Here is a 23,960-nt window from a genome sequence, read left to right as displayed (position 1 = left end):
GAGTTCGCCGACCGACTGGTCGACGAACTCGGCACACAGAGAACAGTTGTCGCCGACGTCGACGCCGAGATCGTCGCCGCCATCCGTGGTGCCGTCGCTCTTCGAGCGGTGGTCGACGGGGTGTTGGCGCGGTTGACGTCGCAGGCCGAGCGTGTCGGGGTCGCGACACACTGCGGGATGTCGTTGCGAGAACTGTTGGTCGCCAACGGTGTCGCGCCGGCCGTGGCGTCACGATTGATGCGCCTCGGACGGGCCGCGGAGGTCCTACCGGTGCTCGCTCGACACTCCCGCGACGGTGGCCTGTCGGCCGAACACCTCGATGCTGTCGCTCGCGGGATCGACCATGTCGCACGACGCACCGGGGAACCGGTCGAGTCCGATCTGATCATCGGCCTCGAACAACGGCTGGTATCACAGGCCCTGTCGGGAGCGACACCGGCCGAGATCACCGACGCCGCCCGCGCCGCGGCGATCACTCACACGCCCGCAGAACCCCCAGCGATACCGATCGCCGAAGACTCCGCGCTCAACGAACTGGGCTACCACCAAGGAGACGGCGGTCGGCTCCACGGCACATTCGACCTCGACGTCGCCACCGGCGAACGCCTCATCACCGCCCTCGACAAGGCATCGAGACCCCGGCCCCATACCGGCGGAGACCCTGACGAGCGACCAACTGCCCGTCGACGGGCCGACGGGTTCGGACAATTACTGGAGCTGGCCACCCGTGGGCTCACACCAGATGCGTTGTCGGGAGCGCCGGCCACGGAAATCGTGGTCACCGTCCCCCTCGACAGCACCGAACCGGCCCGCTTGACCTGGCTCGGACCCATCAGCGACCTCACCGCCAAACTCCTGCGATGCGACGCGAGACTTCTCGGCGTCGGCGTCGACCTCAACGGCGCACCCATCAGCGTCGCGGCAGAACAACGCACGTTCACCGGTCGCGCACGCAAAATTGTCCTCACCCGCGACTGGTGCTGCGTGAAGTGTGGGGCTCCTGCTGCGTGGTGCGACGTCCACCACATCACCCACTACGCCGACGGCGGGAAGACCGTCGTCGACAACGGATGCCTCCTGTGCCGCCGCTGCCACGTCGCCGTCCACACCGCCGGATGGGACATCGTGATCCCGGCTGGCCCCGACGGTGCGTCCGACTTATCGTGGCGCCATGGACTGGACGTCGTACGGGGCTTTCCTCGCTCTCGCCGCGCTGCTCACGTTGCTGCCCGGGCCCGACACCGCCGTCGCGATCATCGGGCCCACCACCGACACCTTTCTGCGATCTGGCGCGCGAGCTGTCGATGGTGATGGTGGTGCCCATCTACGAACGGGAACAGGGCGGCTTCCTCTACAACACGGCGGTCGTGATCGACGCCGACGGGACGTTGCTCGGGAAGTACCGCAAGCACCACATCCCGCAGCTTCCAGGGTTCTGGGAGAAGTTCTACTTCCGCCCCGGCAACCTCGGCTGGCCCGTGTTCGACACCGCCGTCGGCAAGGTGGGCGTCTACATCTGTTACGACAGGCACTTTCCAGAGGGGTGGCGCGCCCTGGGACTGGCCGGTGCCCAGATCGTCTACAACCCGTCCGCGACGAGCAGAGGCCTCTCGAGTTACCTGTGGAAACTCGAACAGCCCGCGTCGGCGGTGGCCAACGAGTACTTCGTGGCGGCGATCAACCGGGTCGGCGTCGAGTCCGATTACGGCGACAACGACTTCTACGGCACTAGCTATTTCGTCGATCCCGAGGGGAAGTTCGTCGGTGAGGTCGGGTCCGACACCGAGCCCGAACTGATCGTCCGCGACCTCGACCTGAGCCTCATCGAGACCGTCCGCAACCGGTGGGCGTTCTATCGTGACCGGCGCCCCGACGCCTACGGTCCGCTCACCGCCCCCTGACACCGCCACGATCGAAGGGACGACCACCATGTCGACCACGTTCATCCACGGCGGGACCGTGGTGTCGTCCACCGGCGTCCAGGATCTCGACGTCCTCGTCGACGGTGAGACGATCGTGGCGCTGCTGGCACCGGGATCCACCGCTCTCGGTGCCGATCTCGCCGCCACCGCCGACACCGCCATCGATGCGACCGGCCGTTACGTGATCCCCGGTGGCGTCGACGCCCACACCCACATGGAGATGCCGTTCGGTGGCACACAGGCCAGCGACACCTTCGAGACCGGCACCCGGGCCGCGGCGTGGGGCGGCACCACCACCGTCATCGATTTCGCCATCCAGAACCCGGGGATGCGCCTGCAGGACACCCTCGCGACCTGGCACGAGAAGGCGGCGGGCAACTGTGCGATCGACTACGGCTTCCACCAGATCATGGGTGGTGTCGACGCCGAATCACTGCGCGCCATGGGTGAACTCGTCTCCGAGGGCGTGACGAGTTTCAAGCTCTTCATGGCGTATCCGGGTGTCTTCTACTCCACCGACGGTCAGATCCTGCGGGCGATGCAGTCCGCGGCCGAACTCGGCGCGGTGATGATGATGCACGCCGAGAACGGCATCGCCATCGACGTCCTGGTGGAGCAGGCCCTCGCGCGCGGCGACACCTCCCCCTACTTCCACGGCACCTCGCGGGCCTGGCAGATGGAGGAGGAGGCCACCCACCGCGCGATCATGTTGGCCCACCTCACCGGCGCACCGCTGTACGTGGTGCACGTCTCGGCGAAGCAGGCTCTCGAGCAGATCGCGACGGCTCGGGGCAACGGGCAGAACGTGTTCGCCGAGACGTGCCCGCAGTATCTGTACCTGTCGCTCGAGGAACAGCTGGGCGCACCGGGTTTCGACGGCGCGAAGTGGGTGTGCTCGACGCCGCTGCGGCCCCGCGCCGAAGGACACCAGGACGAGCTGTGGCGCTACATCCGCACCGGCGACGTCACCGCGGTCGCCACCGACCACTGCCCGTTCTGCATGAAGGACCAGAAGGACATGGGCGTCGGGGATTTCTCGAAGATCCCCAACGGGATCGGCTCGGTCGAGCACCGTATCGACCTCATGTTCCAGGGGGTGCAGGACGGCAGGATCTCGCTCGAACGGTGGGTCGACATCTGCGCGACGACACCCGCGCGCATGTTCGGCATGTACCCGCGCAAGGGCATCATCTCCCCTGGCGCCGACGCCGACATCGTCATCTACGACCCGAACGGCCACACCAGCATCGGCGTGCAGAAGACCCACCACATGAGCATGGACTATTCCGCCTACGAGGGTTTCGAGATCGACGGCCACGTCGACACCGTGATCTCGCGGGGGCGCATCGTGATCGACGACGGCGCCTACCGCGGCACCGCAGGCCACGGCGCGTTCGTCAGACGCGGCCTGTCGCAGAACCTCATGTGACGAGATAGGAGCCCCATGGATCTCGGTGTCGTGCTGCAGTGCAATCCACCCGCGTCGCAGGTGATCGACCTCGCGGTGCGGGCCGAACAACTGGGGTTCAGCCACGTCTGGACGTTCGACTCCCACCTGTTGTGGCAGGAGCCGTACGTCATCCATTCGGCGATCCTCGCCGCCACCGATCGGGTCGTCGTCGGACCGATGGTGACCAATCCCGCGACGCGTGAACCCACGGTCACCGCCTCCACGTTCGCCACACTCAACGAGATGTACGGCAACCGCACCATCTGCGGCATCGGGCGCGGGGACTCCGCGGTCCGCACCCTCGACGGACGGCCCAGCACGCTGGCCACCCTGCGGGAGTCGATCCGCGTGATCGGTGCGCTGGGCAACTCCGGCGAGGTCGCCGTCGACGGCACCACGCTACGACTGCCGTGGAGTCACGGTTCCTCCCTCGAGGTGTGGGTCGCGGCCTACGGTCCGAAGGCGCTCGCGCTCACCGGGGAGGTCGCCGACGGCTACATCCTGCAGCTCGGCGACCCCGACATCGCCGTGTGGATGATCGGGCAGGTGCGGGCCGCCGCCGAACGCGCCGGACGAGACCCCGCCGCGATCCGGTTCTGCGTCGCGGCACCGGCGTACGTCACCGACGACGACTCCCCCGACGCGATGGCCCACGCGCGCGATCAGTGCCGCTGGTTCGGCGGGATGGTGGGCAACCACGTCGCCGACATCGTCACCCGGTACGGCGCGACCTCAGAGGTCCCGGAGGCGCTCACCTCCTACATCGCCGGCCGCACCGGTTACGACTACAGCGAGCACGGCCGCGCCGGGAACACCCACACCACCTTCGTGCCTGACGACATCGTCGACCGTTTCTGCGTCATCGGTCCGCCGGACACCCATGTGGCCCGCCTCTCCGAGCTGCACGAACTCGGCGTCGACCAGTTCGCCGTCTACCTGCAACACGACGCCAACTCCGCGACGCTCGAGGCCTACGGCGCGCATGTCATGCCTGCGCTGTCGCGAGGCACAATGAGGCCATGACCGACACCTCCGTCCCCACCCCCGACCCCGCCGCGGGCGCACAGGTCCGCGCCGACGATCGCGCCCACGTATTCCACTCGTGGTCGGCGCAGGCGCAGATCGATCCGCTGCCGATCGCCGGTGCGCAGGGCTCCTGGTTCTGGGACTACGACGGCAACCGCTACCTCGATCTCGGCTCGCAGCTCGTCAACGCCAACGCCGGCCACGGCCACCCCGCGATCGTCGACGCCATCTGCGAACAGGCCCGCATCCTGCCGACCATCGCCCCGTCGTTCGCGAACGACAAGCGCGGCGAACTGGCCCGCCTGATCGCCGAGCGCGCACCGGGCGACCTGAACAAGGTGTTCTTCACCAACGCCGGCGCCGAGGCGAACGAGCACGCGATCCGCATGGCGCGGGTGGCCACCGGCCGATCGACGGTGCTGGCGATGTACCGCAGCTACCACGGTGCCTCGGGCACCACCATCGGTCTCACCGGCGACCCCCGCCGCTGGCGCGCCGAGCCCACGGGCAACGACGTCGCCCGGTTCTTCGGCCCGTATCCGTTCCAGTCGCCGTGGAACACCGATTCGATCGAGGCCGAAGGCGTTGCGGCACTGAACCATCTGCGCCAGGTGGTCGAACTGCAGGGTCCGGCGACGATCGCCGCGATCATCATCGAGACCGTCATCGGCACCAACGGCGTCATCGTCCCGCCGCCGGGGTACCTCGCCGGTGTCCGCGCCCTGTGCGACGAGTACGGCATCGTCTACATCGCCGACGAGGTCATGGTCGGGTTCGGCCGTCTCGGAGAGTGGTTCGGCGTCAACGCGTTCGACGTCACGCCCGACCTCATCACCTTCGCCAAGGGCGTCAACTCCGGCTACGTCCCGCTCGGCGGCGTCGTCATCGGGTCGCGCATCGCCGACCACTTCGCCGACACGCCCTATCCCGGCGGCCTCACCTACAGCGGCCATCCGTTGGCCTGCGCGGCGGGTGTGGCGTCGATCAGGGCGTTCGAGGCCGACGGCGTCATCGACCGTGTCCGCACCACCGGTGAGGACCTCATCCGTCCCACCCTGGAGAAGATCGCCGACAACCACCCGTCGGTCGGGGAGATCCGCGGCATGGGGTTCTTCTGGGCGATCGAACTCGTCCGCGACCCGGCGACCCGCGAGGGTCTCGTGCCGTTCAACGCCTCCGGTGCGGCCGCGGCCCCGATGACCGAACTCGTCGGTGCGTTCAAGGAGCGCGGGGTGTGGCCGTTCACCCACTTCAACCGCATCCACCTCGCGCCGCCGCTGGTCACCTCCGACGACGACCTCACCCACGCGATGGGAGTTCTCGACGAGGTCCTCGACCTCGCCGACCGTCACGTGGTCTGAGCGCCGATGAGTTCGGCGGGCGAGGCGAGTCGGTATCTCCGGACACCGCCGATTCGACCGACAGGAGCACCATCATGGCCGCCATCACCCCGTCACTGTGGTTCGACGACGACCTCGAGGCCGCCCTCGAGTTCTATCGAGGCATCTTCGACGACATGACCGTCCACCACGTCGGCAAGGCCGGCGACGCCGTCACCACAGCCAGTTTCGAGATCAACGGCCAGCGGTTCCTCGCCATGAACGCCGGCCCGATGTTCCCGTTCACCGAGGCGGTGTCGTTCACCATCGACTGCGCCGACCAGGCCGAGGCCGACCGCTACTACGACGCGTTGCTCGACGGCGGAGAACAGTCGCAGTGCGGGTGGCTCAAGGATCGCTTCGGACTCAGCTGGCAGATCGTGCCCGCCCGCCTCCCCGAACTGCTCGCCGACCCGGATCCGGCGCGGGCGCGCGCGGCGATGGGCGCGATGATGTCGATGACCCGCATCGTCGTCGCCGACCTCGAGGCGGCCGTCGCCGCCGTGTGAGGTGGGCGGGTGTTTAGTCTGGGAAAGTGACCGACCTGCAGACCCCCTCCGTCAGCGTCGCCGCCCGCCTCGACCGCCTGCCGATCGTGCGCGCCCACTGGGTTGCGACCGGCGTCATCGGCCTCGGACTGTTCTTCGACCTCTACGAGAACTTCCTCGCCGCGACGATCTCCTCGGTGCTCAAGACCGAGCTCGACCTCAGCCGCAACGAACTGAACCTGCTCCTCGGATCGGCCTTCCTCGGGCAGTTCCTCGGCGCCGCGGTGATGGGTCGATACGCCGACCGCGTCGGGCGACGCCGCGCGTTCATGATCAATCTCGCGGTGTACTCGCTGTTCTCCCTGCTCGGCGCGTTCAGCCCGAACGCGACGTTCCTGGTGATCACGCGGTTCATCGCCGGCGTCGGCATCGGCGCCGAGTTCGCACTCGCCGACTCGTACCTGTCCGACCTGCTGCCGAAGAACGTGCGCGGCAAGTTCATCTCGTGGGCGTACACGATCGCGTTCTTCGGCGTGCCGACCGTCGGCCTGCTCGCGCGCTGGCTCGTCCCCATCGACCCGTTCGGGATCGACGGGTGGCGCTGGCTGTTCGTCCTGGGCGCGTTGGGGTCGTTCGCGGTCTGGCTGGTCCGCCGCGGACTGCCCGAGTCGCCGCGCTGGCTCGAGACGCAGGGCAGGCACGCGGAGGCCGACGAGATCTGCCGACGTTTCGAACAGCAGGCCATCGACGCCGGTCACACCCTGGCCGACCCCGACCCGCACCTGCAGGTCACCCCGATGCGCAAGGTCTCACCTGCCGCGCTGTTCCGTCCGCCCCTCGGGCGGCGCACCACGATGCTGTGGATCCTGTCGATCCTCGAGGTGTTCGGCTACTACGGGTTCGGCACCCTGGCCCCGATCGTGCTGCTCGACAAGGGCTTCGACCTGGTGACCTCGCTGGGATTCGTGGCCGCGACGTATCTCGGTTACCCCTTGGGGTCGATCCTCGCCATCCCGATCGTCGAACGCGTCGAACGGAAATGGCTGGTGATCGGCTCGGCGGGTCTGATGGCGGCGTTCGGCATCTGGTTCGGTGTGGCGGGCGCGGCGTGGGCGATCGTGGTGTCGGGGGTGCTCTACACGATGGCCAGCAACCTGTTCTCGAACGCCTACCATGTGTATCTGGCCGATTCGTACCCCACAGCCATCCGGGGCACCGCGGCCGGAGCCGCGTACTCGCTGTCGAAACTGACCACCGGTGTGCTGCCGTTCATCCTGCTGCCGTTCCTCGACGCGAACGGATCGGGACCCGTGTTCACCCTGGTGGCCGCGGCGATGGTGGCGCTGATGATCAACGTCGCCGTTCTCGGGCACCGCAGTACCGGACTGTCCGCCGACGCGACGATCGCAACCCCCAACCCTGGAGGCACCTCCCCGTGAACACCACCACCATCCGCTCGGCCGGTCTCTACGTGCTGGCCGTGATGGTGGTCGCGCTCGCGTTCATCGGTGTCGCCGCGCTGCTCTACGACCAGGTGCCGACGGTGATGATCGTCGTCTTCCCGCTGATCATCCTGGCGGGCGCCGTCGGCGCCCTGCGTCGCACGTACACGTGTTACAAAACCGGCGGCATGTGGCAGGTGTGGCAGGGCGCGAGCTGGCTGTTGCTGGCGTTCTTCATGATCGCGCTCACCGGCACCGGCAGCGCCCTCCTCGAGCGCTGATGTCCGCTCGTCACAGCAACGACTCGAGGATGCGGGCCGCCTCGACGTGCCGCGTCGGGTCGGCGCTGCCGTAGTTCAACCGGATGTAGGGTCCGGCGACCGCGGCCGGGAACCACTCGGCTCCGGGCGAGATCGACACCCCCGCAGCGAGACTGCGCGCGGCGAAGACCTCCGCGTCGACGTCCTCGGGCAGTCGCAGCCACAGATTCAATCCACCGCGCGGGATGTGGGTGATCTCCAGGCCGGGTGCATGGTCACCGATCGCGGCGACGAGTCGGTCGCGGCGCTCGGCGAGGTCGCGCCGCAGCCGGGTGCAGTGGGTGCGCCACGCCGGTCGGGTCACCACGTCGAGGGCGGCGCGCTGCAGGATCGGTGACACGTACAGGTCGCTGACGGCGAGGGCGTTGGAGATGCGCTGGCGCGCCGGCCCCCGAGCGATCACCGCCGCGACCCGCAGCGCCAGCGACGCCGACTTGGTCAGCGACCGGATGTAGACGACGTGACCGTCGGTGTCGTCGGCCGCCACCGGCGCGACCGGGGCGTCGATGGCGAAATCGTGGGCCCAGTCGTCCTCGACGAGGAACCCGCGACGGTCGGCGACGACGTCGAGGACCGCACGACGTTCGTCGGGGGTCCACAGGGCGCCGGTCGGGTTCGCGAAGTTGGGCTGCGCGTAGAACAGTCGTGCACCCGACGCCCGCATCGCCTCGTCGAGGTCGTCGGCCGACGGCGCCCGCGTGGTCCGCGCGACCGGCACGATCACCAGACCGGCCTGTCGTGCCGCGGCGATGGCACCCCAGTAGGTGGGTGACTCCATCACGATGGACTCCCCCGGTCCGGCGAGCGCGCGGAACACCGCCGACAACGCGCTCTGACCGCCCGAGGTGATGACGGCGTCGGATTCGCGCCACGGCTGGCCCCGGCCGGATCCGGACGCCCCGTCGGCCGACAGCTCCCGCACGAACCACGCGCGCAGTTCGGCGACCCCGGTCACCGGTGGACGGTCGAACGCCTCGTCCGACCGCGCCGCGCGTGTCAGTGCCGATCGCACGTCGCGCATCGGCATGAGGTCGATCGCCGGGTATCCCCCGTGCATGGCGATCGTGTCGGGGTCGATGCCCCGCAATGTCGACCCGATGGGTGAGGGACCGCTGCGTTCGGGGCCGAGCGCCGTGGTCTGCCAGTCGACCTCGAGAGCGCGCCGTGCCGTCGGAGGCCGGGTGACGAAAGTGCCTGCCCCCGGACGCGTCTCGACCGATCCCTCGGCGACGAGGTGACCGATGGCCTTCTGCACGGTGACCGGTCCGGCTCCGAACCTGCGGGCCAGCACCCGGGTCGACGGCAAGCGGCCGCCCGGCCCGGATTCGGCGACCACGTCACGCAGGTGACGCACGATCCGCTCACTGCTATCGTTGCCCATGAGTACAGAGAATAGCGCTATCGACACCTCGAGCGGTCCGCTATCGCGGCTGGGGTCGTCGGGCATCGCCTTCGGCGTCCTCGGCGTGCTGGCGTTCTCCTTCACCGTCCCGTTCACACGCATCGCCGTCGAGGGGCTGCACCCTCTGTTCGTCGGTACCGCCCGAGCCGTCGTCGCCGGCGTCCTGGCCGCCATCGCCCTGCTCGTCACGCGCAGCCGTGCTCCTCGTGGCACCCAGTGGGCACGACTGGCCGTGATCGCCCTCGGCATCGTCGCCGGCTTCCCCGTCCTGACGTCGCTGGCGCTGCAGACGACCACCGCGGGCCACAGCGCGGTCATCATCGGTCTGCTCCCTGCGGTGACCGCGTCGGTGGTGGTGATCCGCACCGGCGAACGGCCCGGGCGACGGTTCTGGACCTTCAGCGCGGTCGGTGCGGTCGCGGTCGTCGGGTATTCCCTCGCCGCCCACGGCGCACTGTCCGCGCCCACGATCGGCGATCTGTACCTGCTGGGTGCGGTGGTCCTCGCCGCGATCGGCTACGCCGAGGGCGGCCTGATGGCTCGCGAGATCGGTGCCTGGCAGACCATCAGCTGGGCGCTGGTCGCCGCGTTACCGGTGATGACGACCGCGACGGCGATCGAATGGATCGTGGACCCTCCCCGCGCCACCTCGGGTCAGTGGGCGGCCTTCGCCTATCTCGGTGTCGTGAGCATGTTCCTGGGGTTCTTCGCCTGGTACCGCGGGCTGGCGTTGGGACCGATGACCGCGGTCAGCCAGGTGCAGTTGGTCCAGCCGGTCCTGAGCCTGGTGTGGTCAGCGGCGCTGCTCGGCGAGCCGGTCACAGCGGCGATGATCGTCGGTGGCGCCGTGATCATCGGGTGTGCGCGCGGCGCCGTCCGTAGTCGTTCGCGGACTACTGGATCGGTGAATCCGGTGGCGCCACACCGAACTGCGGCGATTCCTCGATCGCACCCACTCCCCGTATCGCGGTGAGTGCGTGGCGGGCATCGGGGGCCATCGTCCCGGAGATGATGCCGATGGCCGCGTGCACCTGCGTCACCTGAACACCGCTCGCACGCACCGCGGCGACCACCTCGTCGATGGAGGCGAGGTGGTCGTCGTCGACGGTGATGGTGACCTCGGTCATGGCCCAGAGTCTACGGAGCCTGTCTGTGTACACGGGGTCATTCAGGGGGCCAGGACCATTCCCGCGCCCACATCCGACGCGGCGGCGTCGAGCCGCAGCGTCTGCTGGGTGAGCGTCGACCACAGGTCGCGACCGCGGCGCCCGGTGCTCTGCGCCCACAACGCGGCGAGGCCCGCGACATGCGGCGTCGCCATGCTGGTGCCGCTGATGGTGTTGTAGCGCTTGGGGTCCACCGCCACCGGCCACGACGAGTAGACGTCGACACCGGGTGCGGCCACGTCGACGCCACCACCGTCGACGGCACTGCTCCGCGCGGAGAACGGGGCGACGGCGAGCGCGGTGTCGATCGCGGCGATCGCCATGATCGACGGACTGTTGGCGGGGACGCCGACGAATCCGGGATCGGTCGGGCGGTTCGCGTTGTTGCCCGCAGCGGCCACGATCAGGGTTCCCGCGGCCAGGGCGCGACGACCCACCGTCTCGTAGGCCTGCGACACCTGGTCCACGTCGGCGCCCAGCGACATCGACACCACGTGGACCCCGTTGGCCAGTGCCTAGTTCAGGCCGGCCAGGATGCCCGCGTCGGGGCCGCCGCCGTCGTTCGAGAGCACCTTTCCGACGAAGATCTCCGCCTCGAACGCGATGCCGTAGCGACGGCCGGTCGTCGGGCGCTGCGGTCCGCACGACGTCCCCACGCAGTGGGTGCCGTGCCCGTGCCCGTCCTGCGGCTGCTCACCGGACACGAACGACTGCGCGGTGATCGCCCGGCCGGCGAGGTCGGGGTGGGTGAGGTCGACACCGGTGTCGAGCACGGCGACCTTGATCCCGGCACCGGTCGCCGCCGAGGCGGGCACCCGCGTCGCCTGGAGTCCCCAGGTGAACTCGTCGGTGTCGGCGAACGGGCCGGCGGGTGAGGCTGCGGCGACACCCGCGCCCGTGAGGCGATCGGTGAGGTCACTGACGCCGTCGCGGTAGCCCCGCAGGTAATCGGGGGAAGCGGTCCGGATCCGTTGCACCCGTTCGGGTTCGATGAACCGGATCGATCCCTGCGGCGAGCACTGCGCATCCAGTGCGGCGAGTTGATCGGCGTCGGCGTCGACGATCGCGACGCCGAGTTCGGCGAAGATCGTCGCCTGCGCCGACCGGCTCTGGTCGACGTCGAGCACCTGACCCTCGTAGTCCCGCGTCGAGGCGACCTTGGAGAAGCCGGCCACCGAACGCAGAGTGGTTGCGTAGGTGTCACTTCCGTCGCCGGGAGCGAAGACGACGATCCGGCGTCCGGTGTCGCCTGCGCCGGCGGTACCCGTGTTCTCGATCATCGATTCCCCTTCTCGATCCATCGCTGTCGATCGTCGTCGGTGACCCGCGTTCCACGAGTCATCAACTGATGCACATACCCTAATAGGGCGCTCCGACAACGCTGCTGCGTCGCCGCATCGAGTAGATTGTCGGCAGTCGCGGGATCGTTCCGCGACCGGTGACCCCCCAGCAAAGGATGCGCGACGATGCCCCTGCACGGCCTTCTCGCAAAAGCGGCGACCACGGTGGTGACCGGCGCGGTCGGTGCGGCCGCCTACGACCTGGCCCGCAAGGCGTACGCGAAGTCCTCGCCCCGCGACACCGCGGTGGTCCTCACCTCGTGGGGCCTGCGCGGCACCCGCAAGGCCGAGGCCGCCGCCGAGAACGCACGGCTCGCGGTCGCCGACGTCGTGGCCGAGGCGAAGGGCCGGATCGGCGAGGAGGTCACCCCACCCGGGGCGGCCGACACCGGCCACGATCACCAGCACTGAGCCGGTCACCGCTGTGACATCCCCGGTCGTCCTGTCCGACGCCGCCGGTCGGTTGCGTGTCCGCGTCGACTGGCTGCGCGGCACCACCACCGGCGCGGTGGCCATCGAGGAGTCGGTACTGCGGCTCGCCGGCGTCCGCGCCGTGCACGCCTATCCGCGATCGGCGTCGGTGGTGGTCTGGTACCGCACCGGTCAGGTCACCGTCCCCGAGGTCCTCACCGCGGTCGCCGCGGCCCACGACACCCCCACCGATCTGCTCCCGGCACGCGCCCCGTACTCGGCGGAGGTCGCCGGCGGCGACATCCTGCGCATGAGCATCGGCGGAGTCGCGTTGGTGCTGCTGGGTTTCCGGCGCTACGGGCTGCGTCGCCCGCAGCTGCTCGGCCCCACCAGTCGCCTCGCCGCCACCGGCGTCACCATCGTGACCGGTTACCCGTTCCTGCGCGGCGCGCTGCGCTCGCTGCGGGTCGGTCGGGCCGCGGGCACCGACGCCCTCGTGTCGGCGGCGACGGTGGCCAGTCTGCTGTTGCGCGAGAACGTCGTCGCGCTCACGGTCCTGTGCTGCTCAACATCGGCGAGTTCCTGCAGGACCTCACACTGCGGCGCACCCGTCGCGCCATCTCCGACCTCCTGCGCGGCAACCAGGACACGGCCTGGGTCCGTGGTGCCGACGGCACCGAGGTCCAGGTCGGCATCGAGACGCTTCAGGTCGGCGACGAGGTCGTCGTGCACGACCACGTCGCGGTCCCCATCGACGGGGTGGTCGTCGACGGCGACGCCCTCGTCGACCAGTCGGCGATCACCGGAGAGAGCCTGCCGGTCGCGGTGGCGGTGGGTCACCAGATCTTCGCGGGCTCGGTGGTCGTCACCGGTCGACTGGTGCTGCGTGCGCAGGCCGTCGGCGACAACACGACGATCGGGCGCATCATCTCCCGCGTCGAGGAGGCCCAGCACGACCGCGCGCAGATCCAGACCGTCGGCGAGAACTTCTCGCGCCGTTTCGTGCCCGCGTCGTTCGCGTTGTCGGCGTTGACCTTTGCCGTCACCCTCGACGTGCGCCGCGCCATGACGATGCTCCTCATCGCCTGCCCGTGTGCGGTCGGACTGGCCACCCCCACCGCGATCAGCGCGGCCATCGGCAACGGGGCCCGGCGCGGCATCCTGATCAAGGGCGGGTCCCATCTCGAGCAGGCCGGCCGGTTCGACGCCGTCGTGTTCGACACGACCGGCACGCTCACCCAGGGGCGCCCGGTCGTCACCAACGTCGTCTCCTTCCACGATGCGTGGCAGCCCGAGCAGGTCCTCGCCTACGCGGCCAGCTCGGAGATCCATTCCCGACATCCGTTGGCCGAGGCCGTGATCCGCTCCACCGAGGAACGTGCCATCGCCATCCCGCCGCATGAGGAGTGCGAGGTGCTCGTCGGGCTGGGCATGCGGACACGCGCCGACGGACGCACCCTGCTGCTGGGCAGTCCGTCGTTCCTGTCGGGCGAGGGTGTCGCGGTGACCGACGACGCCGACCGCTGGGTCGACGATCTGCGCCACCGCGCCGAGACCCCGTTGCTGCTCGCCGTCGACGGTGAGCTCGTCGGGTTGATCAGTCTGCGTGACGAGGTCCGCGCCGAGGCCGCGCAGGTGATCAGCGATCTCCGCGCGGTCGGGGTGACCCGCATCGTCATGCTCACCGGCGACCACCCGGTGACCGCCGCCGCGGTCGCCGCCGAACTGGGCATCGACGAGTGGCGCGCGGAGGTGCTGCCCGACGACAAGCTCGAGGCGGTGCGCGCGCTGCAGGAGTCGGGCCACGTGGTGGCGGTCGTGGGCGACGGCATCAACGACGCGCCGGCGCTCGCCGCGGCCGACATCGGGATCGCGATGGGCCTCGGGGGCACCGATGTCGCGGTCGAGGCCGCCGACATCGCGCTGGCGGGCGACGATCTGCGGCGTCTGGTCGATGTACGCGAACTCGGTGGCCGAACCGTCGATCTCATCGGCCAGAACTACGGGATGTCGATCGCGGTGAACGCCGTGGGCCTGCTCGTCGGTGCCGGCGGAGCGTTGTCACCGGTGTTGGCGGCGATCCTGCACAACGCGTCGTCGGTGGCCGTGGTGACCAACAGTTCGCGCCTCATCCGACACCGCCTCGACCCGGCGACCGTCTGACCCGGCACCTCAGGTGACGGCGGCGCGCAGCCGCTCGAGGAACGGCCGTTGTGAGGCAAGGATCTTGGTGTCCGCGGTCGGCAGGTCGAACCACTCGACGCGATCGATCTCGGGGAAGCTCTGCAGCGTTCCCGACCGCGGTGGCCACTCGATCTCGAAGGTGTTGCTGACCGCGACGGTCACGTCGATGTCTCCGGCGACGGCCCATGCGGTGACGATCTTGCCGCTCGACTGACGCACCTCACCCAGGTCGACCGCAGGGCCATCGGGCACCGCGATGCCGACCTCCTCGACGAACTCGCGTCGGGCCGCGTCGAGGGGATCCTCGTCGGTGTACTCGCCCTTCGGGATCGACCACGACCCGTCGTCCTTCCGGGCGTAGAACGGACCGCCGGGATGGCCCAGCAGGACCTCGATCCCGTCGCCGGTGCCGCGATGGATCAGGAGCCCGGCGCTACGCCGGGGCATGCAGGTCGCTCACGGTGGCCGGCGGTGGCGCGGCGGGCGACGGACCGACATCGCGCAGGGAGATCATCGAACCGATCAGCACCGCCGCCACCGGGGAGACGACGCCCCACGACCCCACCGCGGTGAGGACGATCACAGTCAGCATCGCATCATCCTGAACTGCCGCGGTCCGTGGACCTAATCAGACGTCGGCGCGCCCCGTTCAGAGTTCGCCGCGCACCGGATAGGAGTCGATGGTGCCCGCCGCACCCACCGACACCGATGCCGCGCCGACGGCATCGGCGACCGCGATGTTCATCGGCTCCCCCGTCGCCAGGCGCCCGGCGAGTACGCCGACGAACAGGTCGCCCGCCCCGGTGCTGTCGACCACCCGCACCGTCGGCGCGGGACTGTGGCCGCTGCCGTCGTCGGTGACCCAGACGGCGCCGGATGCGCCGAGGGTCGCGACGACGCTGAGCGCACCCTGCTCGCGCAGTGCGGTGGCTGCGGCGGTCGCCGACGCGATGTCGCCGACCGCCTGGCCGGTGAGTTCGGCGAGTTCGTGCTCGTTGACGATCACCGGGTCGCATCGCCGGAGCGTCGGCGCCGACACGGGCCCGGCGGGTGCGGCGTTGAGGACGAACCGACCTCGCGTGTGGGCGGCCGTATCGTCGACCACGGTGGGCGGGATCTCGAGCTGACACACCACGACGGCTGCGGCGCCGACGCGGGCCGCTTCTGAGTCGTCGAGACGGTCCCAGGCCCGATTGGCGCCGCCGACCACCACGATCGTGTTCTCACCGTCGGCGACCGTGATGTGGGCCGCGCCGCTCTCGTGGCCGTCGACCGCGACGAGCATCGCGACGTCGACGCCGTGATCGTGCAGGCCGCGGCGGAGGAAGTCACCGTGCGCGTCGGCTCCGACCCGTCCGATGAACGCGACCTCGTCGGCGACGATGCAGGCCGCGACGGCCTGGTTGGCGCCCTTGCCGCCGACATTGCGTCGCGACGCCGTCGCCAGAACGGTCTCCCCCGGCCGCGGGATCCGCTCGACCTCGGCCACCTCGTCGACGTTGATCGAGCCGACCACGACGACCGTCCCGGTTCCCTGTGCTGCACCCGCCATGCGAGCGATCATGCCCGTTCACCACCGCCGCGCCGCGCAGTAGTCTCGATCGAGGATCGCAGGTACGCACAGACCGACAGGGGTGCAGCGTGGACGTCGACGTCATCGTGGTGGGAGCAGGCCTCGCGGGTCTCGTCGCTGCCCACGAACTCACCAGTGTCGGGCATCGTGTCGCGCTGCTCGACCAGGAGAACGCCGAGAACCTCGGTGGTCAGGCTTGGTGGTCGTTCGGAGGGCTGTTCTTCGTCGACAGTCCCGAGCAGCGCCGGCTGCGGGTGAAGGACTCGTTCGATCTCGCCTGGCAGGACTGGCGCAACAGCGCCCGGTTCGACCGGCTCGACGACGAGGACTCCTGGGCCGTGCAGTGGGCCCGCGCCTACGTCGAGTTCGCCGCCGGAGAGAAGCGTCCGTGGCTCGACGGCCACGGCGTGAAGTTCCTGCCGACCGTCGGGTGGGCGGAGCGCGGCGGTCTGCGCGCCGATGCCCACGGCAACTCCGTGCCGCGTTTCCACGTCGCGTGGGGCACCGGTACCGGTGTGGTCGAGCCGTTCATCGCCCACGCGCACCGCGCCGCCGCGGCGGGCACCCTCACCTTTCACCACCGCCATCGCGTCGACGCGATCATCCGCGAGGGCGGCGCGGTGGTGGGTGTCAGCGGAACCGTCCTCGCACCCGACCGTGCCGTGCGTGGTGCACCCACCTCGCGGGAGGTGATCGGTGATTTCGAGCTGCGGGCCCAGGCGGTGGTCGTGACGACTGGCGGTATCGGCGGCAACCACGACCTGGTGCGCGAGTTCTGGCCGGAGCGTCTCGGCACCGCACCCTCGACGATGATCACCGGTGTCCCGGAGTACGTCGACGGCCGGATGCTCGGAATCGCCGAACAGGCCGGCGCGCGCCTGGTGAACCGGGATCGTATGTGGCACTACACCGAGGGCGTGCAGAACTGGAACCCCATCTGGGCGTCCCACGGCATCCGGATCCTGCCGGTTCCGTCGTCGATGTGGTTCGACGCGCTGGGTCGACGACTCCCCAACCCATGCCTTCCTGGCTTCGACACCCTCGCCACCCTCAAGCACCTGCGAACCACACCCGACATCGCCGAGCACGACCATTCGTGGTTCATCCTCAACCAGCGGATCATCGCGAAGGAGTTCGCGCTGTCGGGGTCTGAGCAGAACCCCGACATCACCAGCAAGAGCAAGCTCGCCATGGCCCGCGAGCGCCTGAGCTCGTCGGCACCGGGACCGGTCGACGCGTTCATGCGCCGCGGCGCCGACTTCGTGGTCGCCGACACCCTCGAGGAGCTCGTCGCGGGGATGAACAAGCTCACCGACACCGAGCTGCTCGACTCGCTGGCGATCCGCGAACAGATCGAGGCCCGCGATTCCCAGCTCGACAACGCCTACAGCAAGGACAGCCAGATCATGGCCATCCGCAATTCGCGGGCGTTCATCGGTGAGCGGCTCGGCCGGACCGCCGCGCCCGGCAAGATCCTCGACCCCGAGGACGGCCCGCTGATCGGTGTGAAGCTGCACGTCATCACCCGGAAGTCGTTGGGCGGCATCCAGACCGACCTCGATTCCCGTGTCCTCGATTCCGAGGGTGTCGCGATCGACGGCCTGTACGCGGCCGGTGAGGCCGCCGGATTCGGCGGCGGCGGGGTGCACGGGTACAACTCGCTGGAGGGCACGTTCCTCGGTGGCTGCCTGTTCTCGGGGCGCACCGCCGGACGCGCCGCCGCATCAGCACTGGGAGGCAACTGACCGTGGCCGAGACATTGCGCGATCACGGCGATCCGGGTGACGCACCCTCGGTGCCCGCACCGTTGACACCGGTCACGAACGACGCGCGGCCGAGTGCCGCCGAGGAGGCTCGCACCATCGCCGCCTCCACGTCGACGGCGACGCTGGCGAGCATCACCGCCGACGGTGAGCCCTGGGCCTCGTACGTGACCTATGGATTGCTCGACGGTCAACCGGTGCTGTGTGTCTCGCACATGGCCGAGCACGGTCGCAATCTCTCCGGCGATGCGCGCGCCAGTCTCGCGATCGTCGCCCCCACCACCGATCCCGATCCGCTCGCGAGCGGACGGATCACGCTCGCCGGTCGGGTCGAGCGCCCGACGGGCGACGAGTACACCGCGGCGCGCGAGGCGCATCTCGCGGCGGTGGCGGCGGCGAAGTACTACATCGACTACAGCGACTTCACCCTGTGGGTGCTGCGGGTGGAGCGCGTGCGCTGGGTGGGCGGCTACGGCCGGATGGATTCGGCCTCGGCTGCAGATTACCTGGCGGCGCGGCCCGATGCGGTGTCGCCGAAGGCGGCCGGCGCGATCGATCACCTCAACGACGACCATGCCGACTCGCTCACCGCGATGGCCCAGGCACTCGGCGGCTTCCCGGACGCGACCGGCGCGTCGTGCACCGCGGCGGATCGCTACGGCTTGGATCTCAAGGTGTCGACACCCCGCGGGATCGCCTACACCCGTGTCGGATACGCGACGCCGATCGATTCCATCGACGATCTCCGTGCCGCCACCGTCGAACTGGCCAAGCGGGCGCGCAGCTAGGCAGCGTCCAGCAACGCGCGGAGCTGTCGTTCGACGAGACTGACGGGCTGATCGTGGTGGCCCGGCGGTGCCGGCGCGCGCGAGACATGGCTGTGCCCGGTGGGTGTGGTGAGAGTGGCTGTATGTCTGCCGGTGTCGACGTCGGTGACGACTGTCCAGCCTGGGTTCTGTTTCGCACGGTTGTGGCTCGCGCACATGCCGAGGCCGTTGCGAGCATTGGTCTGTCCGCCTCGTGAGTACGGGTCAGCGTGGTCGTATTCGGCGATCGGAGCGTCGCAGTACGGGATGCGACACGATTCGTCACGTAGGTCGAGGAACTGTTTGAGCCCGCTTGGAAACAGACGTGCGGTGGAGTCCATCGCGACCAATGAACCGCTCGTCGGGGCCTGGTAGAGGCGACGCAACGTGGTGGCGGCGTCGGCGTCGAGGGACTCGGCGATGAGACCGCGAGCGGTGTCGGCGGGGATCGGTCCGTACCCGGTGACATGGGCGGCCGCACTGCCGTTCCCGGCCAAGACCTCGTCGGACATCACGACGTTCACCGCCACCGGCAGAGCGTCGACCGTCGCGGCACCGGTGATCTGCTCGACGAGAGCATCGGCCATCACCTGCGCGTGCGTGCGGTCGTCGACGCCAACGGTGGCATCGGCATGCTTCTTCAACGCCGCGTACACCGAGCTCCCCGACACCAACGGCAGCAACGCCGACAGCCGCACCATCCCGTCGGGCGCGGGTCGGGTCGACACCCGACGATCTTTCGCCGCCTGGGCGTGCCGGTCGACCACCGCCTGTGGATCGAGTTCGTAGGCGAGCCGCTTGACCTCGGCGTCCAACGCCCGGTCGCCGACGCCTTCCAGCACCGACACGTCAGCACACAGGCGGCGGTCGACCTCGGCGCGATCATGTGGCGTGAGGTGCGCGGTCTCCCGGACGAGGATCGTCGCGCGCCACTCGGTGAGCGCACCGGACGCCAACGCCGCACGGGTGTAGGGCATCTCGCGCATCAACGCACGCGCGAACCCGAGGTGCCGACCACCAGCAGAGCCGGACGCTTTGCGTGCGAGTGCGACCTCGGCGGCCAACCCACGACCCTGGCGGGCCTTCGGTACCCGGCGGCGGTCTCCGATTTGAGACGCAGTTCCTCGAGGCGCATGGTCTGCTTTGCCTGCGCTGCAGCACATGCCGCCTTCGCCGACTCGAGAAGTGCGATCTGGTCGACCGCCGACGCTTCGGTGTCCGCGGGTGGGAGGTCGCCGAGGGACGACAAGACCGCCTGCAGCGCAACCACTCCTGCGTCCTGCGTGGTGTCCATGATCCCCCCGAATCATCCATCGAATACATGTTCGAGCATACCTGCGTCCACGGACCCATGCCACGACGAGTCTTCGCGGCTAGCATGAGCCACCATGCAGATCCCGGGTGTGGTCGCGATCGTGAACAAACATGTGACGAATCGCGTGCAGGGTCTGTGGGCGTGGTTGATCCCGCCGTGGGCGGTTGTCCTGCACACCGGTCGGACATCCGGGCGTGCGTACCGGACGCCCGTCGTCGGTTTCCACACACCCGAGGGATTCGCGATACCCGTTCTCTACGGCCCACGCACCCAGTGGGTCAAGAACCTGATCGCCGCGAACGGCGGCGAGATCAGACGGGCCGGCAGACGCCATGAGCTCGTCGACCCGAGAGTGGTTCCTGCAGAGGAGATCACCGCGAGCGGGGTCGCCGGCAGATACACCCGTGCCGGCACCTGGACACTCGTCGCGACCATCGGCCCACGCATCTAGCCCCTGTCGAAAACGGCTCGCGCAGTCTGCGATCGGCCACCTACCCTCGGATCCATGCACATCGCGATGATCGGCACGACAGCCCCCAGTCACATCTACCCGTCGCTGGCCGCGATCGCCGAACTGGTACGACGCGGACATCGGATCACCTACGCGGTGGGCCGATCGGCCGCGTCGATCGTCGAGCCGTACGGCGTCGAGATCGTGTCGTGGGAGTCGGTTCTGCCGCAGGGCCAGGATGCGTGGCCCGACGATCCGGCGGCGGCGATGCACGTGTTCCTCGACGAGACCATCGCGGCGTTCCCTGTGCTGATCGGTTTCTATGACGACGATCGACCTGATCTGCTTCTCTACGACATCGGCGGTATGGCCGCACCTGTGCTCGGTGAGCGTTACGGCGTACCCGCGGTGCAGCTGTCACCCGCGTATGTGGCGTGGGACGGGTACGCCGAGGATCTCGCCGACGCCATCGGTCCGCTGCGCAGTTCGGCGACCGGCGTGCGATACCACGACGTGTATGCGGAGTGGTTGCGCAGCAACGGTATCGACACCGACCCGTGGGACTGGATCACCTATCCCGAGCACTGCCTGTCGCTCATCCCGAGGGTGATGCAGCCGCACGCCGATCGCGTCGGCGACCATGTGCAGTTCGTCGGACCGTGTCTCGACCCTGTGCGCCTGGCCGATCGCAGCTGGACCCCACCCGACGGGAAGATCCTCTACGTGTCGTTCGGCACCGGCTTCAACGAACAACCCGACTTCTACCGTCTGTGCATCGACACGTTCGCCGGCACCGACTGGCTGGTGGTCATGTCCATCGGCCACCGCGTCGACCCCACAGACCTCGGTGAACTCCCGCCGAACGTGCAGGTGCATCAGCACGTCCCGCAGCTCGCGGTCCTCGAGGCCGCATCGGTGTTCATCACCCACGCCGGGATGGGCGGCTGCACCGAATCGCTGTGGTTCGGGGTGCCCACCGTGGCGATCCCTGCGGCCGTCGATCAGTTCGGCAACGCCGACATGCTCGTCGAACTCGGAGTGGGAGTGCAGCTGTCGCAGGCCGAGGTGACCGCCCAGACGCTCGCCGACGCCGTCGCCGCCGCCGAGCGTCTGTCCGTCCGAGCCGGCGAGGTCAGCGCCGAGGTCCGCGCCCACGGCGGTGTCGCGGCCGCCGCCGACGCGATCGAGCAGTTCCCGGCCTAGAAACTCACCGTCGGCGGCGCCTGCTGGCTGTCCCCCGCGCGGCCAGGTGTCAGAAACTCACCGTCGGCGGCGCCTGCTGGCCTTCGGGCGCCTTGTAGAACTCGCGGGTCGAGACCTTGGCGAAGCCGGCGAAGAACATCCACGGGATGGTCTGGACGAGAGTGTTCAGCGTGGTGACCGCGTCGTTGTAGAACTGGCGGGCAAAGGAGATCTGGTTCTCGGTCTCGGCCAACTGGCCCTGCAGATCGAGGAATCCCTGATTGGCCTTGAGATCGGGGTAGGCCTCGGCCACGGCCATCACATCGACGAGCGCCTTGTTCAGCTGCGCATCGGCGGTGGCCTTCTCGGGCACCGCGTCACCCTGCGCCGCGGCCGCGACCCGCGAACGCGCCTCGGTGACCGCCTCGAACACGCCCTTCTCATGGGCCGCATAACCCTTCACGGTGTTCACGAGGTTCGGGATGAGGTCGGCCCGTCGCGTCAGCTGGACGTCGATGCCACCGAGCGCCTCCTGGGCGCCGATGTCGGCCTTCTTCAGTTTGTTGAATCCGATGACACCGAACGCCACGGCGGCGACGATGAGCACCACGATCACGATGAGAGCGATGAGCACGAGGACCTTCCTTTTCTCGAAAGATGTTGCTGGTTACCAGGACCCGCCGCCGCCACGGCATCTTCCGCTTCTTCGACGTGGTCGACCCGAACAACCCCGACGCACGATTGGTCCCGAAGGACATCGGGGTGACCCGCGACGGACGCCCCGACGGCCTCGACGTGAGCACCGAGAGCGGCGGACGGTACGTGGTGGCGAAGATCGGCGACGCCGACGAGACCATCACCGGCTCACACGTCTACGTCATCACCTACACCGTGCCCGGTGCGCTGTCGGCGCCGCTGAGCGGGCGGGACGGCGCTCAGTTCTACTGGAACCTGATCCCCGGTGGCTGGCAGATGCCGATCGAGCGCAGCGCGCTGACGGTGAATCTGCCTGCCGCACCGCAGGACACCCGCTGCGCCGTCGGCGCGGCGTCCGACACCGGGTGCACGGCGACCACGACCGGGAACTCGCTGATGGTCGTGACCGGTGCCCTCGAGCCGCATACGCCGGTCACCGTGCAGTCCTCGCTCGACGTACCCGCACCGGGGCGGGTGAGCGTGCCCTGGTCGGTGACCCTCGATCCCGTCCTCGGCCGCTCGGTCTGGTTGGTCGTCGTGATCGGCGTGCTCGCGGTGGTGGCCGGCATCGCGGCGTGGCTCATCGTGCGCACCACCCACGAGAGTTCGCCGGCCTTCCCGCTGATGTACGGCCCTCCCGAGGGCATCGGACCCGCGCAGGGCGCCTACCTGTTGACCGAGACGGTCACCGACGACCACTTCGCGGCGACCATGTTGCAACTCGGCGAGGCGGGGGTCGCGACGCTGGAGAAAGACGGCACCACCTGGCGGATCAGCGGCAAGGACGGGAACTGGGACGCACTCGACACCGTCACCCGGCAGGCCGCGTCGACCCTGGGCATCTCGCCGGGGCAGTCCTTTGTCGCCGATCCCGACGACGCCGAGGGCGGCAAGTCACTACGAGAGTCGCGACGGGCTTTCGACGGTTCGGTGTCGGGGTGGGCCCGTACCGCGGGGCTCATGGAACGCGCCGGCCTCGGCGGAGCCGGGCGCGTGTTGCTGGTCGTCGGGGTGATCGCCGCCGCGGTGTTCTACTTCATCAACCCGTTCGACCGGTCGATGTTCGGTCTGCCTTTCGCGGTCTTCGCCGTCGTCGCGGTGCCGGTTCTGGCGCCCGGCGCGATGACGTTCCGCACCAAGCGCGGTCGTGACGTGTGGTCGCAGCTGGGCGGATTCCGCAGGGTGCTGGGCACCCCCTCGAGCGAGGCGCGATTCGATTTCAGCGGGCGCCACGAGCTCTACACCAAGTACATCCCCTGGGCTGTCGCATTCGACGTCGCCGACGAGTGGGCCGAGAAGTATCGCGTCGCGAACCGACAAGAGCCGCCGACGCCCGGATATCTCAACACCGGTCACGGACTCGGCGTCGGATACGGACTGGGCTCGATGAGCTCCTTCTCGTCGGATTTCACCTCGTCGGTCGCTTCTTCGATCTCCTCCTACGAGGCCACCCAGCAGTCGTCGAGCAGCAGTGGCGGTGGCGGGTTCTCCGGTGGTGGGGGAGGCGGCGGTGGCGGCGGCGGGGCCTGGTAACCAGCAAAATCTTTTGGGAAAAGGAAGGTCCTCGTGCTCATCGCTCTCCTCGTGATCGTGGTGGTCATCGTCGCCGCCCGGGGGTTCGGTGTCATCGGATTTAACAAACTG

General features: G+C 69.0%; 20 protein-coding genes and 4 pseudogenes. 16 read left to right on the top strand and 8 right to left on the bottom strand.

Going from position 1 to position 23,960, the window contains the following annotated elements:
- The first annotated feature begins 108 nt into the window (after nucleotides 1–108).
- The 8 genes and pseudogenes from TU34_RS22930 (at nucleotide 109) to TU34_RS05925 (ending at nucleotide 7,988) form a co-directional block, all read left to right on the top strand.
- Nucleotides 109–1,311: a DUF222 domain-containing protein gene (locus TU34_RS22930; protein WP_082079924.1), complete on the top strand. Its 1,203-nt coding sequence runs from the start codon at nucleotides 109–111 to the stop codon at nucleotides 1,309–1,311.
- Nucleotides 1,260–1,901 (top strand): annotated as a pseudogene (locus tag TU34_RS05955) (nitrilase-related carbon-nitrogen hydrolase); the annotation flags it as partial. The gene TU34_RS22930 and the pseudogene TU34_RS05955, both read left to right, overlap by 52 nt.
- A gap of 28 nt (nucleotides 1,902–1,929) precedes the next feature.
- Entirely contained in the window at nucleotides 1,930–3,351 is a 1,422-nt protein-coding gene (gene hydA / locus TU34_RS05950; RefSeq protein WP_045822217.1) for a dihydropyrimidinase, read from the top strand.
- Between the two features lie 15 nt (nucleotides 3,352–3,366).
- A complete protein-coding gene (locus TU34_RS05945) occupies nucleotides 3,367–4,395 on the top strand; it encodes a TIGR03842 family LLM class F420-dependent oxidoreductase (RefSeq protein WP_045821954.1) in 1,029 nt (342 codons plus the stop codon).
- Complete coding sequence (locus tag TU34_RS05940; protein ID WP_045821953.1) at nucleotides 4,392–5,759, top strand: aspartate aminotransferase family protein; 1,368 nt, start codon at nucleotides 4,392–4,394, stop codon at nucleotides 5,757–5,759. The genes TU34_RS05945 and TU34_RS05940 overlap by 4 nt, the downstream gene beginning before the upstream one ends.
- Nucleotides 5,760–5,833: 74 nt before the next feature.
- Nucleotides 5,834–6,286 carry a VOC family protein gene (locus tag TU34_RS05935; protein WP_045821952.1) on the top strand — a complete coding sequence of 151 codons (453 nt, stop codon included), beginning with the start codon at nucleotides 5,834–5,836 and terminating at the stop codon, nucleotides 6,284–6,286.
- A 26-nt stretch (nucleotides 6,287–6,312) separates the two neighbouring features.
- Entirely contained in the window at nucleotides 6,313–7,704 is a 1,392-nt protein-coding gene (locus tag TU34_RS05930; protein WP_150116417.1) for an MFS transporter, read from the top strand.
- Nucleotides 7,701–7,988, top strand: coding sequence for a hypothetical protein (locus TU34_RS05925; RefSeq protein ID WP_045821951.1), 288 nt, complete (start codon nucleotides 7,701–7,703; stop codon nucleotides 7,986–7,988). The genes TU34_RS05930 and TU34_RS05925 overlap by 4 nt, the downstream gene beginning before the upstream one ends.
- Nucleotides 7,989–7,998: 10 nt before the next feature.
- Here the strand turns inward: TU34_RS05925 and TU34_RS05920 are convergent, their stop codons facing one another.
- Nucleotides 7,999–9,408 (bottom strand): aminotransferase-like domain-containing protein, encoded by a 1,410-nt coding sequence (locus TU34_RS05920; protein WP_045821950.1) that lies wholly within the window; start codon nucleotides 9,406–9,408, stop codon nucleotides 7,999–8,001.
- Between TU34_RS05920 and TU34_RS05915 the strand changes: the two genes are divergently transcribed.
- Nucleotides 9,407–10,402 carry a DMT family transporter gene (locus TU34_RS05915; protein ID WP_045821949.1) on the top strand — a complete coding sequence of 332 codons (996 nt, stop codon included), beginning with the start codon at nucleotides 9,407–9,409 and terminating at the stop codon, nucleotides 10,400–10,402. The genes TU34_RS05920 and TU34_RS05915 overlap by 2 nt on opposite strands.
- On the opposite strand, the gene TU34_RS22925 is transcribed toward TU34_RS05915, so the two are convergent.
- Nucleotides 10,323–10,556, bottom strand: coding sequence for a hypothetical protein (locus TU34_RS22925; RefSeq protein ID WP_045821948.1), 234 nt, complete (start codon nucleotides 10,554–10,556; stop codon nucleotides 10,323–10,325). The genes TU34_RS05915 and TU34_RS22925 overlap by 80 nt on opposite strands.
- Before the next feature lie 41 nt (nucleotides 10,557–10,597).
- A pseudogene (locus TU34_RS05905) lies at nucleotides 10,598–11,875 on the bottom strand (S8 family serine peptidase).
- 186 nt (nucleotides 11,876–12,061) lie between these two features.
- On the opposite strand from TU34_RS05905, the gene TU34_RS05900 reads away from it, so the two are divergent.
- Together TU34_RS05900 and TU34_RS05895 are read left to right on the top strand one after the other, a co-directional pair.
- Nucleotides 12,062–12,346, top strand: coding sequence for a DUF1490 family protein (locus tag TU34_RS05900; protein ID WP_045821947.1), 285 nt, complete (start codon nucleotides 12,062–12,064; stop codon nucleotides 12,344–12,346).
- 13 nt (nucleotides 12,347–12,359) lie between these two features.
- A pseudogene (locus tag TU34_RS05895) lies at nucleotides 12,360–14,509 on the top strand (heavy metal translocating P-type ATPase).
- A gap of 9 nt (nucleotides 14,510–14,518) precedes the next feature.
- Here the strand turns inward: TU34_RS05895 and TU34_RS05890 are convergent.
- Genes TU34_RS05890 through TU34_RS05885 form a run of 3 tightly spaced genes read right to left on the bottom strand, consistent with a single transcriptional unit; the run spans nucleotide 14,519 to nucleotide 16,082 of the window.
- The gene (locus TU34_RS05890) at nucleotides 14,519–14,977 is read right to left on the bottom strand and encodes an NUDIX hydrolase (RefSeq protein ID WP_045821946.1); all 459 of its coding nucleotides are present in this window, start codon (nucleotides 14,975–14,977) and stop codon (nucleotides 14,519–14,521) included.
- Entirely contained in the window at nucleotides 14,964–15,122 is a 159-nt protein-coding gene (locus TU34_RS23885; RefSeq protein ID WP_156378142.1) for a hypothetical protein, read from the bottom strand. The genes TU34_RS05890 and TU34_RS23885 overlap by 14 nt, the downstream gene beginning before the upstream one ends.
- Nucleotides 15,123–15,179: 57 nt before the next feature.
- A complete protein-coding gene (locus TU34_RS05885) occupies nucleotides 15,180–16,082 on the bottom strand; it encodes a ribokinase (RefSeq protein WP_045822215.1) in 903 nt (300 codons plus the stop codon).
- 89 nt (nucleotides 16,083–16,171) lie between these two features.
- On the opposite strand from TU34_RS05885, the gene TU34_RS05880 reads away from it, so the two are divergent.
- Together TU34_RS05880 and TU34_RS05875 are read left to right on the top strand one after the other, a co-directional pair.
- Nucleotides 16,172–17,848, top strand: coding sequence for an FAD-binding dehydrogenase (locus tag TU34_RS05880; protein ID WP_045821945.1), 1,677 nt, complete (start codon nucleotides 16,172–16,174; stop codon nucleotides 17,846–17,848).
- 2 nt (nucleotides 17,849–17,850) lie between these two features.
- Entirely contained in the window at nucleotides 17,851–18,654 is an 804-nt protein-coding gene (locus TU34_RS05875; protein WP_420835162.1) for a HugZ family pyridoxamine 5'-phosphate oxidase, read from the top strand.
- Here TU34_RS05875 and TU34_RS05870 read toward each other — a convergent pair.
- Nucleotides 18,651–19,966, bottom strand: a pseudogene (locus TU34_RS05870) (HNH endonuclease). The gene TU34_RS05875 and the pseudogene TU34_RS05870 overlap by 4 nt on opposite strands.
- 94 nt (nucleotides 19,967–20,060) lie before the next feature.
- Between TU34_RS05870 and TU34_RS05865 the strand changes: the two are divergent.
- Nucleotides 20,061–20,438: a nitroreductase family deazaflavin-dependent oxidoreductase gene (locus TU34_RS05865; protein WP_045821944.1), complete on the top strand. Its 378-nt coding sequence runs from the start codon at nucleotides 20,061–20,063 to the stop codon at nucleotides 20,436–20,438.
- Nucleotides 20,439–20,492: 54 nt separating this feature from the next.
- The gene (locus TU34_RS05860; RefSeq protein ID WP_045821943.1) at nucleotides 20,493–21,641 is read left to right on the top strand and encodes a macrolide family glycosyltransferase; all 1,149 of its coding nucleotides are present in this window, start codon (nucleotides 20,493–20,495) and stop codon (nucleotides 21,639–21,641) included.
- Nucleotides 21,642–21,690: 49 nt separating this feature from the next.
- Here TU34_RS05860 and TU34_RS05855 read toward each other — a convergent pair whose 3' ends face one another.
- The gene (locus TU34_RS05855) at nucleotides 21,691–22,254 is read right to left on the bottom strand and encodes a LemA family protein (RefSeq protein ID WP_045821942.1); all 564 of its coding nucleotides are present in this window, start codon (nucleotides 22,252–22,254) and stop codon (nucleotides 21,691–21,693) included.
- A 23-nt stretch (nucleotides 22,255–22,277) separates the two neighbouring features.
- On the opposite strand from TU34_RS05855, the gene TU34_RS05850 reads away from it, so the two are divergent.
- Nucleotides 22,278–23,849: a DUF2207 domain-containing protein gene (locus TU34_RS05850; RefSeq protein ID WP_052688773.1), complete on the top strand. Its 1,572-nt coding sequence runs from the start codon at nucleotides 22,278–22,280 to the stop codon at nucleotides 23,847–23,849.
- The last annotated feature ends 111 nt before the right edge of the window (nucleotides 23,850–23,960 follow it).

Source organism: Williamsia herbipolensis (assembly GCF_000964005.1).
Taxonomy (GTDB): Bacteria; Actinomycetota; Actinomycetes; order Mycobacteriales; family Mycobacteriaceae; genus Williamsia_A; species Williamsia_A herbipolensis.
Note: the sequence above shows the minus strand (reverse complement) of the source record. Positions and strands in the feature narration are given on the sequence as shown.

What these genes read in the sequence shown, in the direction of transcription:
- hydA (WP_045822217.1), top strand. Translation starts at nt 1,930, where the DNA reads ATGTCGACCACGTTCATCCACGGCGGGACCGTGGTGTCGTCCACCGGC.
- TU34_RS05945 (WP_045821954.1), top strand. Translation starts at nt 3,367, where the DNA reads ATGGATCTCGGTGTCGTGCTGCAGTGCAATCCACCCGCGTCGCAGGTG.
- TU34_RS05940 (WP_045821953.1), top strand. Translation starts at nt 4,392, where the DNA reads ATGACCGACACCTCCGTCCCCACCCCCGACCCCGCCGCGGGCGCACAG.
- TU34_RS05935 (WP_045821952.1), top strand. Translation starts at nt 5,834, where the DNA reads ATGGCCGCCATCACCCCGTCACTGTGGTTCGACGACGACCTCGAGGCC.
- TU34_RS05915 (WP_045821949.1), top strand. Translation starts at nt 9,407, where the DNA reads ATGAGTACAGAGAATAGCGCTATCGACACCTCGAGCGGTCCGCTATCG.
- TU34_RS05920 (WP_045821950.1), bottom strand. Translation starts at nt 9,408, where the DNA reads ATGGGCAACGATAGCAGTGAGCGGATCGTGCGTCACCTGCGTGACGTG.
- TU34_RS22925 (WP_045821948.1), bottom strand. Translation starts at nt 10,556, where the DNA reads ATGACCGAGGTCACCATCACCGTCGACGACGACCACCTCGCCTCCATC.
- TU34_RS05900 (WP_045821947.1), top strand. Translation starts at nt 12,062, where the DNA reads ATGCCCCTGCACGGCCTTCTCGCAAAAGCGGCGACCACGGTGGTGACC.
- TU34_RS05890 (WP_045821946.1), bottom strand. Translation starts at nt 14,977, where the DNA reads ATGCCCCGGCGTAGCGCCGGGCTCCTGATCCATCGCGGCACCGGCGAC.
- TU34_RS23885 (WP_156378142.1), bottom strand. Translation starts at nt 15,122, where the DNA reads ATGCTGACTGTGATCGTCCTCACCGCGGTGGGGTCGTGGGGCGTCGTC.
- TU34_RS05885 (WP_045822215.1), bottom strand. Translation starts at nt 16,082, where the DNA reads ATGGCGGGTGCAGCACAGGGAACCGGGACGGTCGTCGTGGTCGGCTCG.
- TU34_RS05865 (WP_045821944.1), top strand. Translation starts at nt 20,061, where the DNA reads ATGCAGATCCCGGGTGTGGTCGCGATCGTGAACAAACATGTGACGAAT.
- TU34_RS05860 (WP_045821943.1), top strand. Translation starts at nt 20,493, where the DNA reads ATGCACATCGCGATGATCGGCACGACAGCCCCCAGTCACATCTACCCG.
- TU34_RS05850 (WP_052688773.1), top strand. Translation starts at nt 22,278, where the DNA reads ATGTTGCTGGTTACCAGGACCCGCCGCCGCCACGGCATCTTCCGCTTC.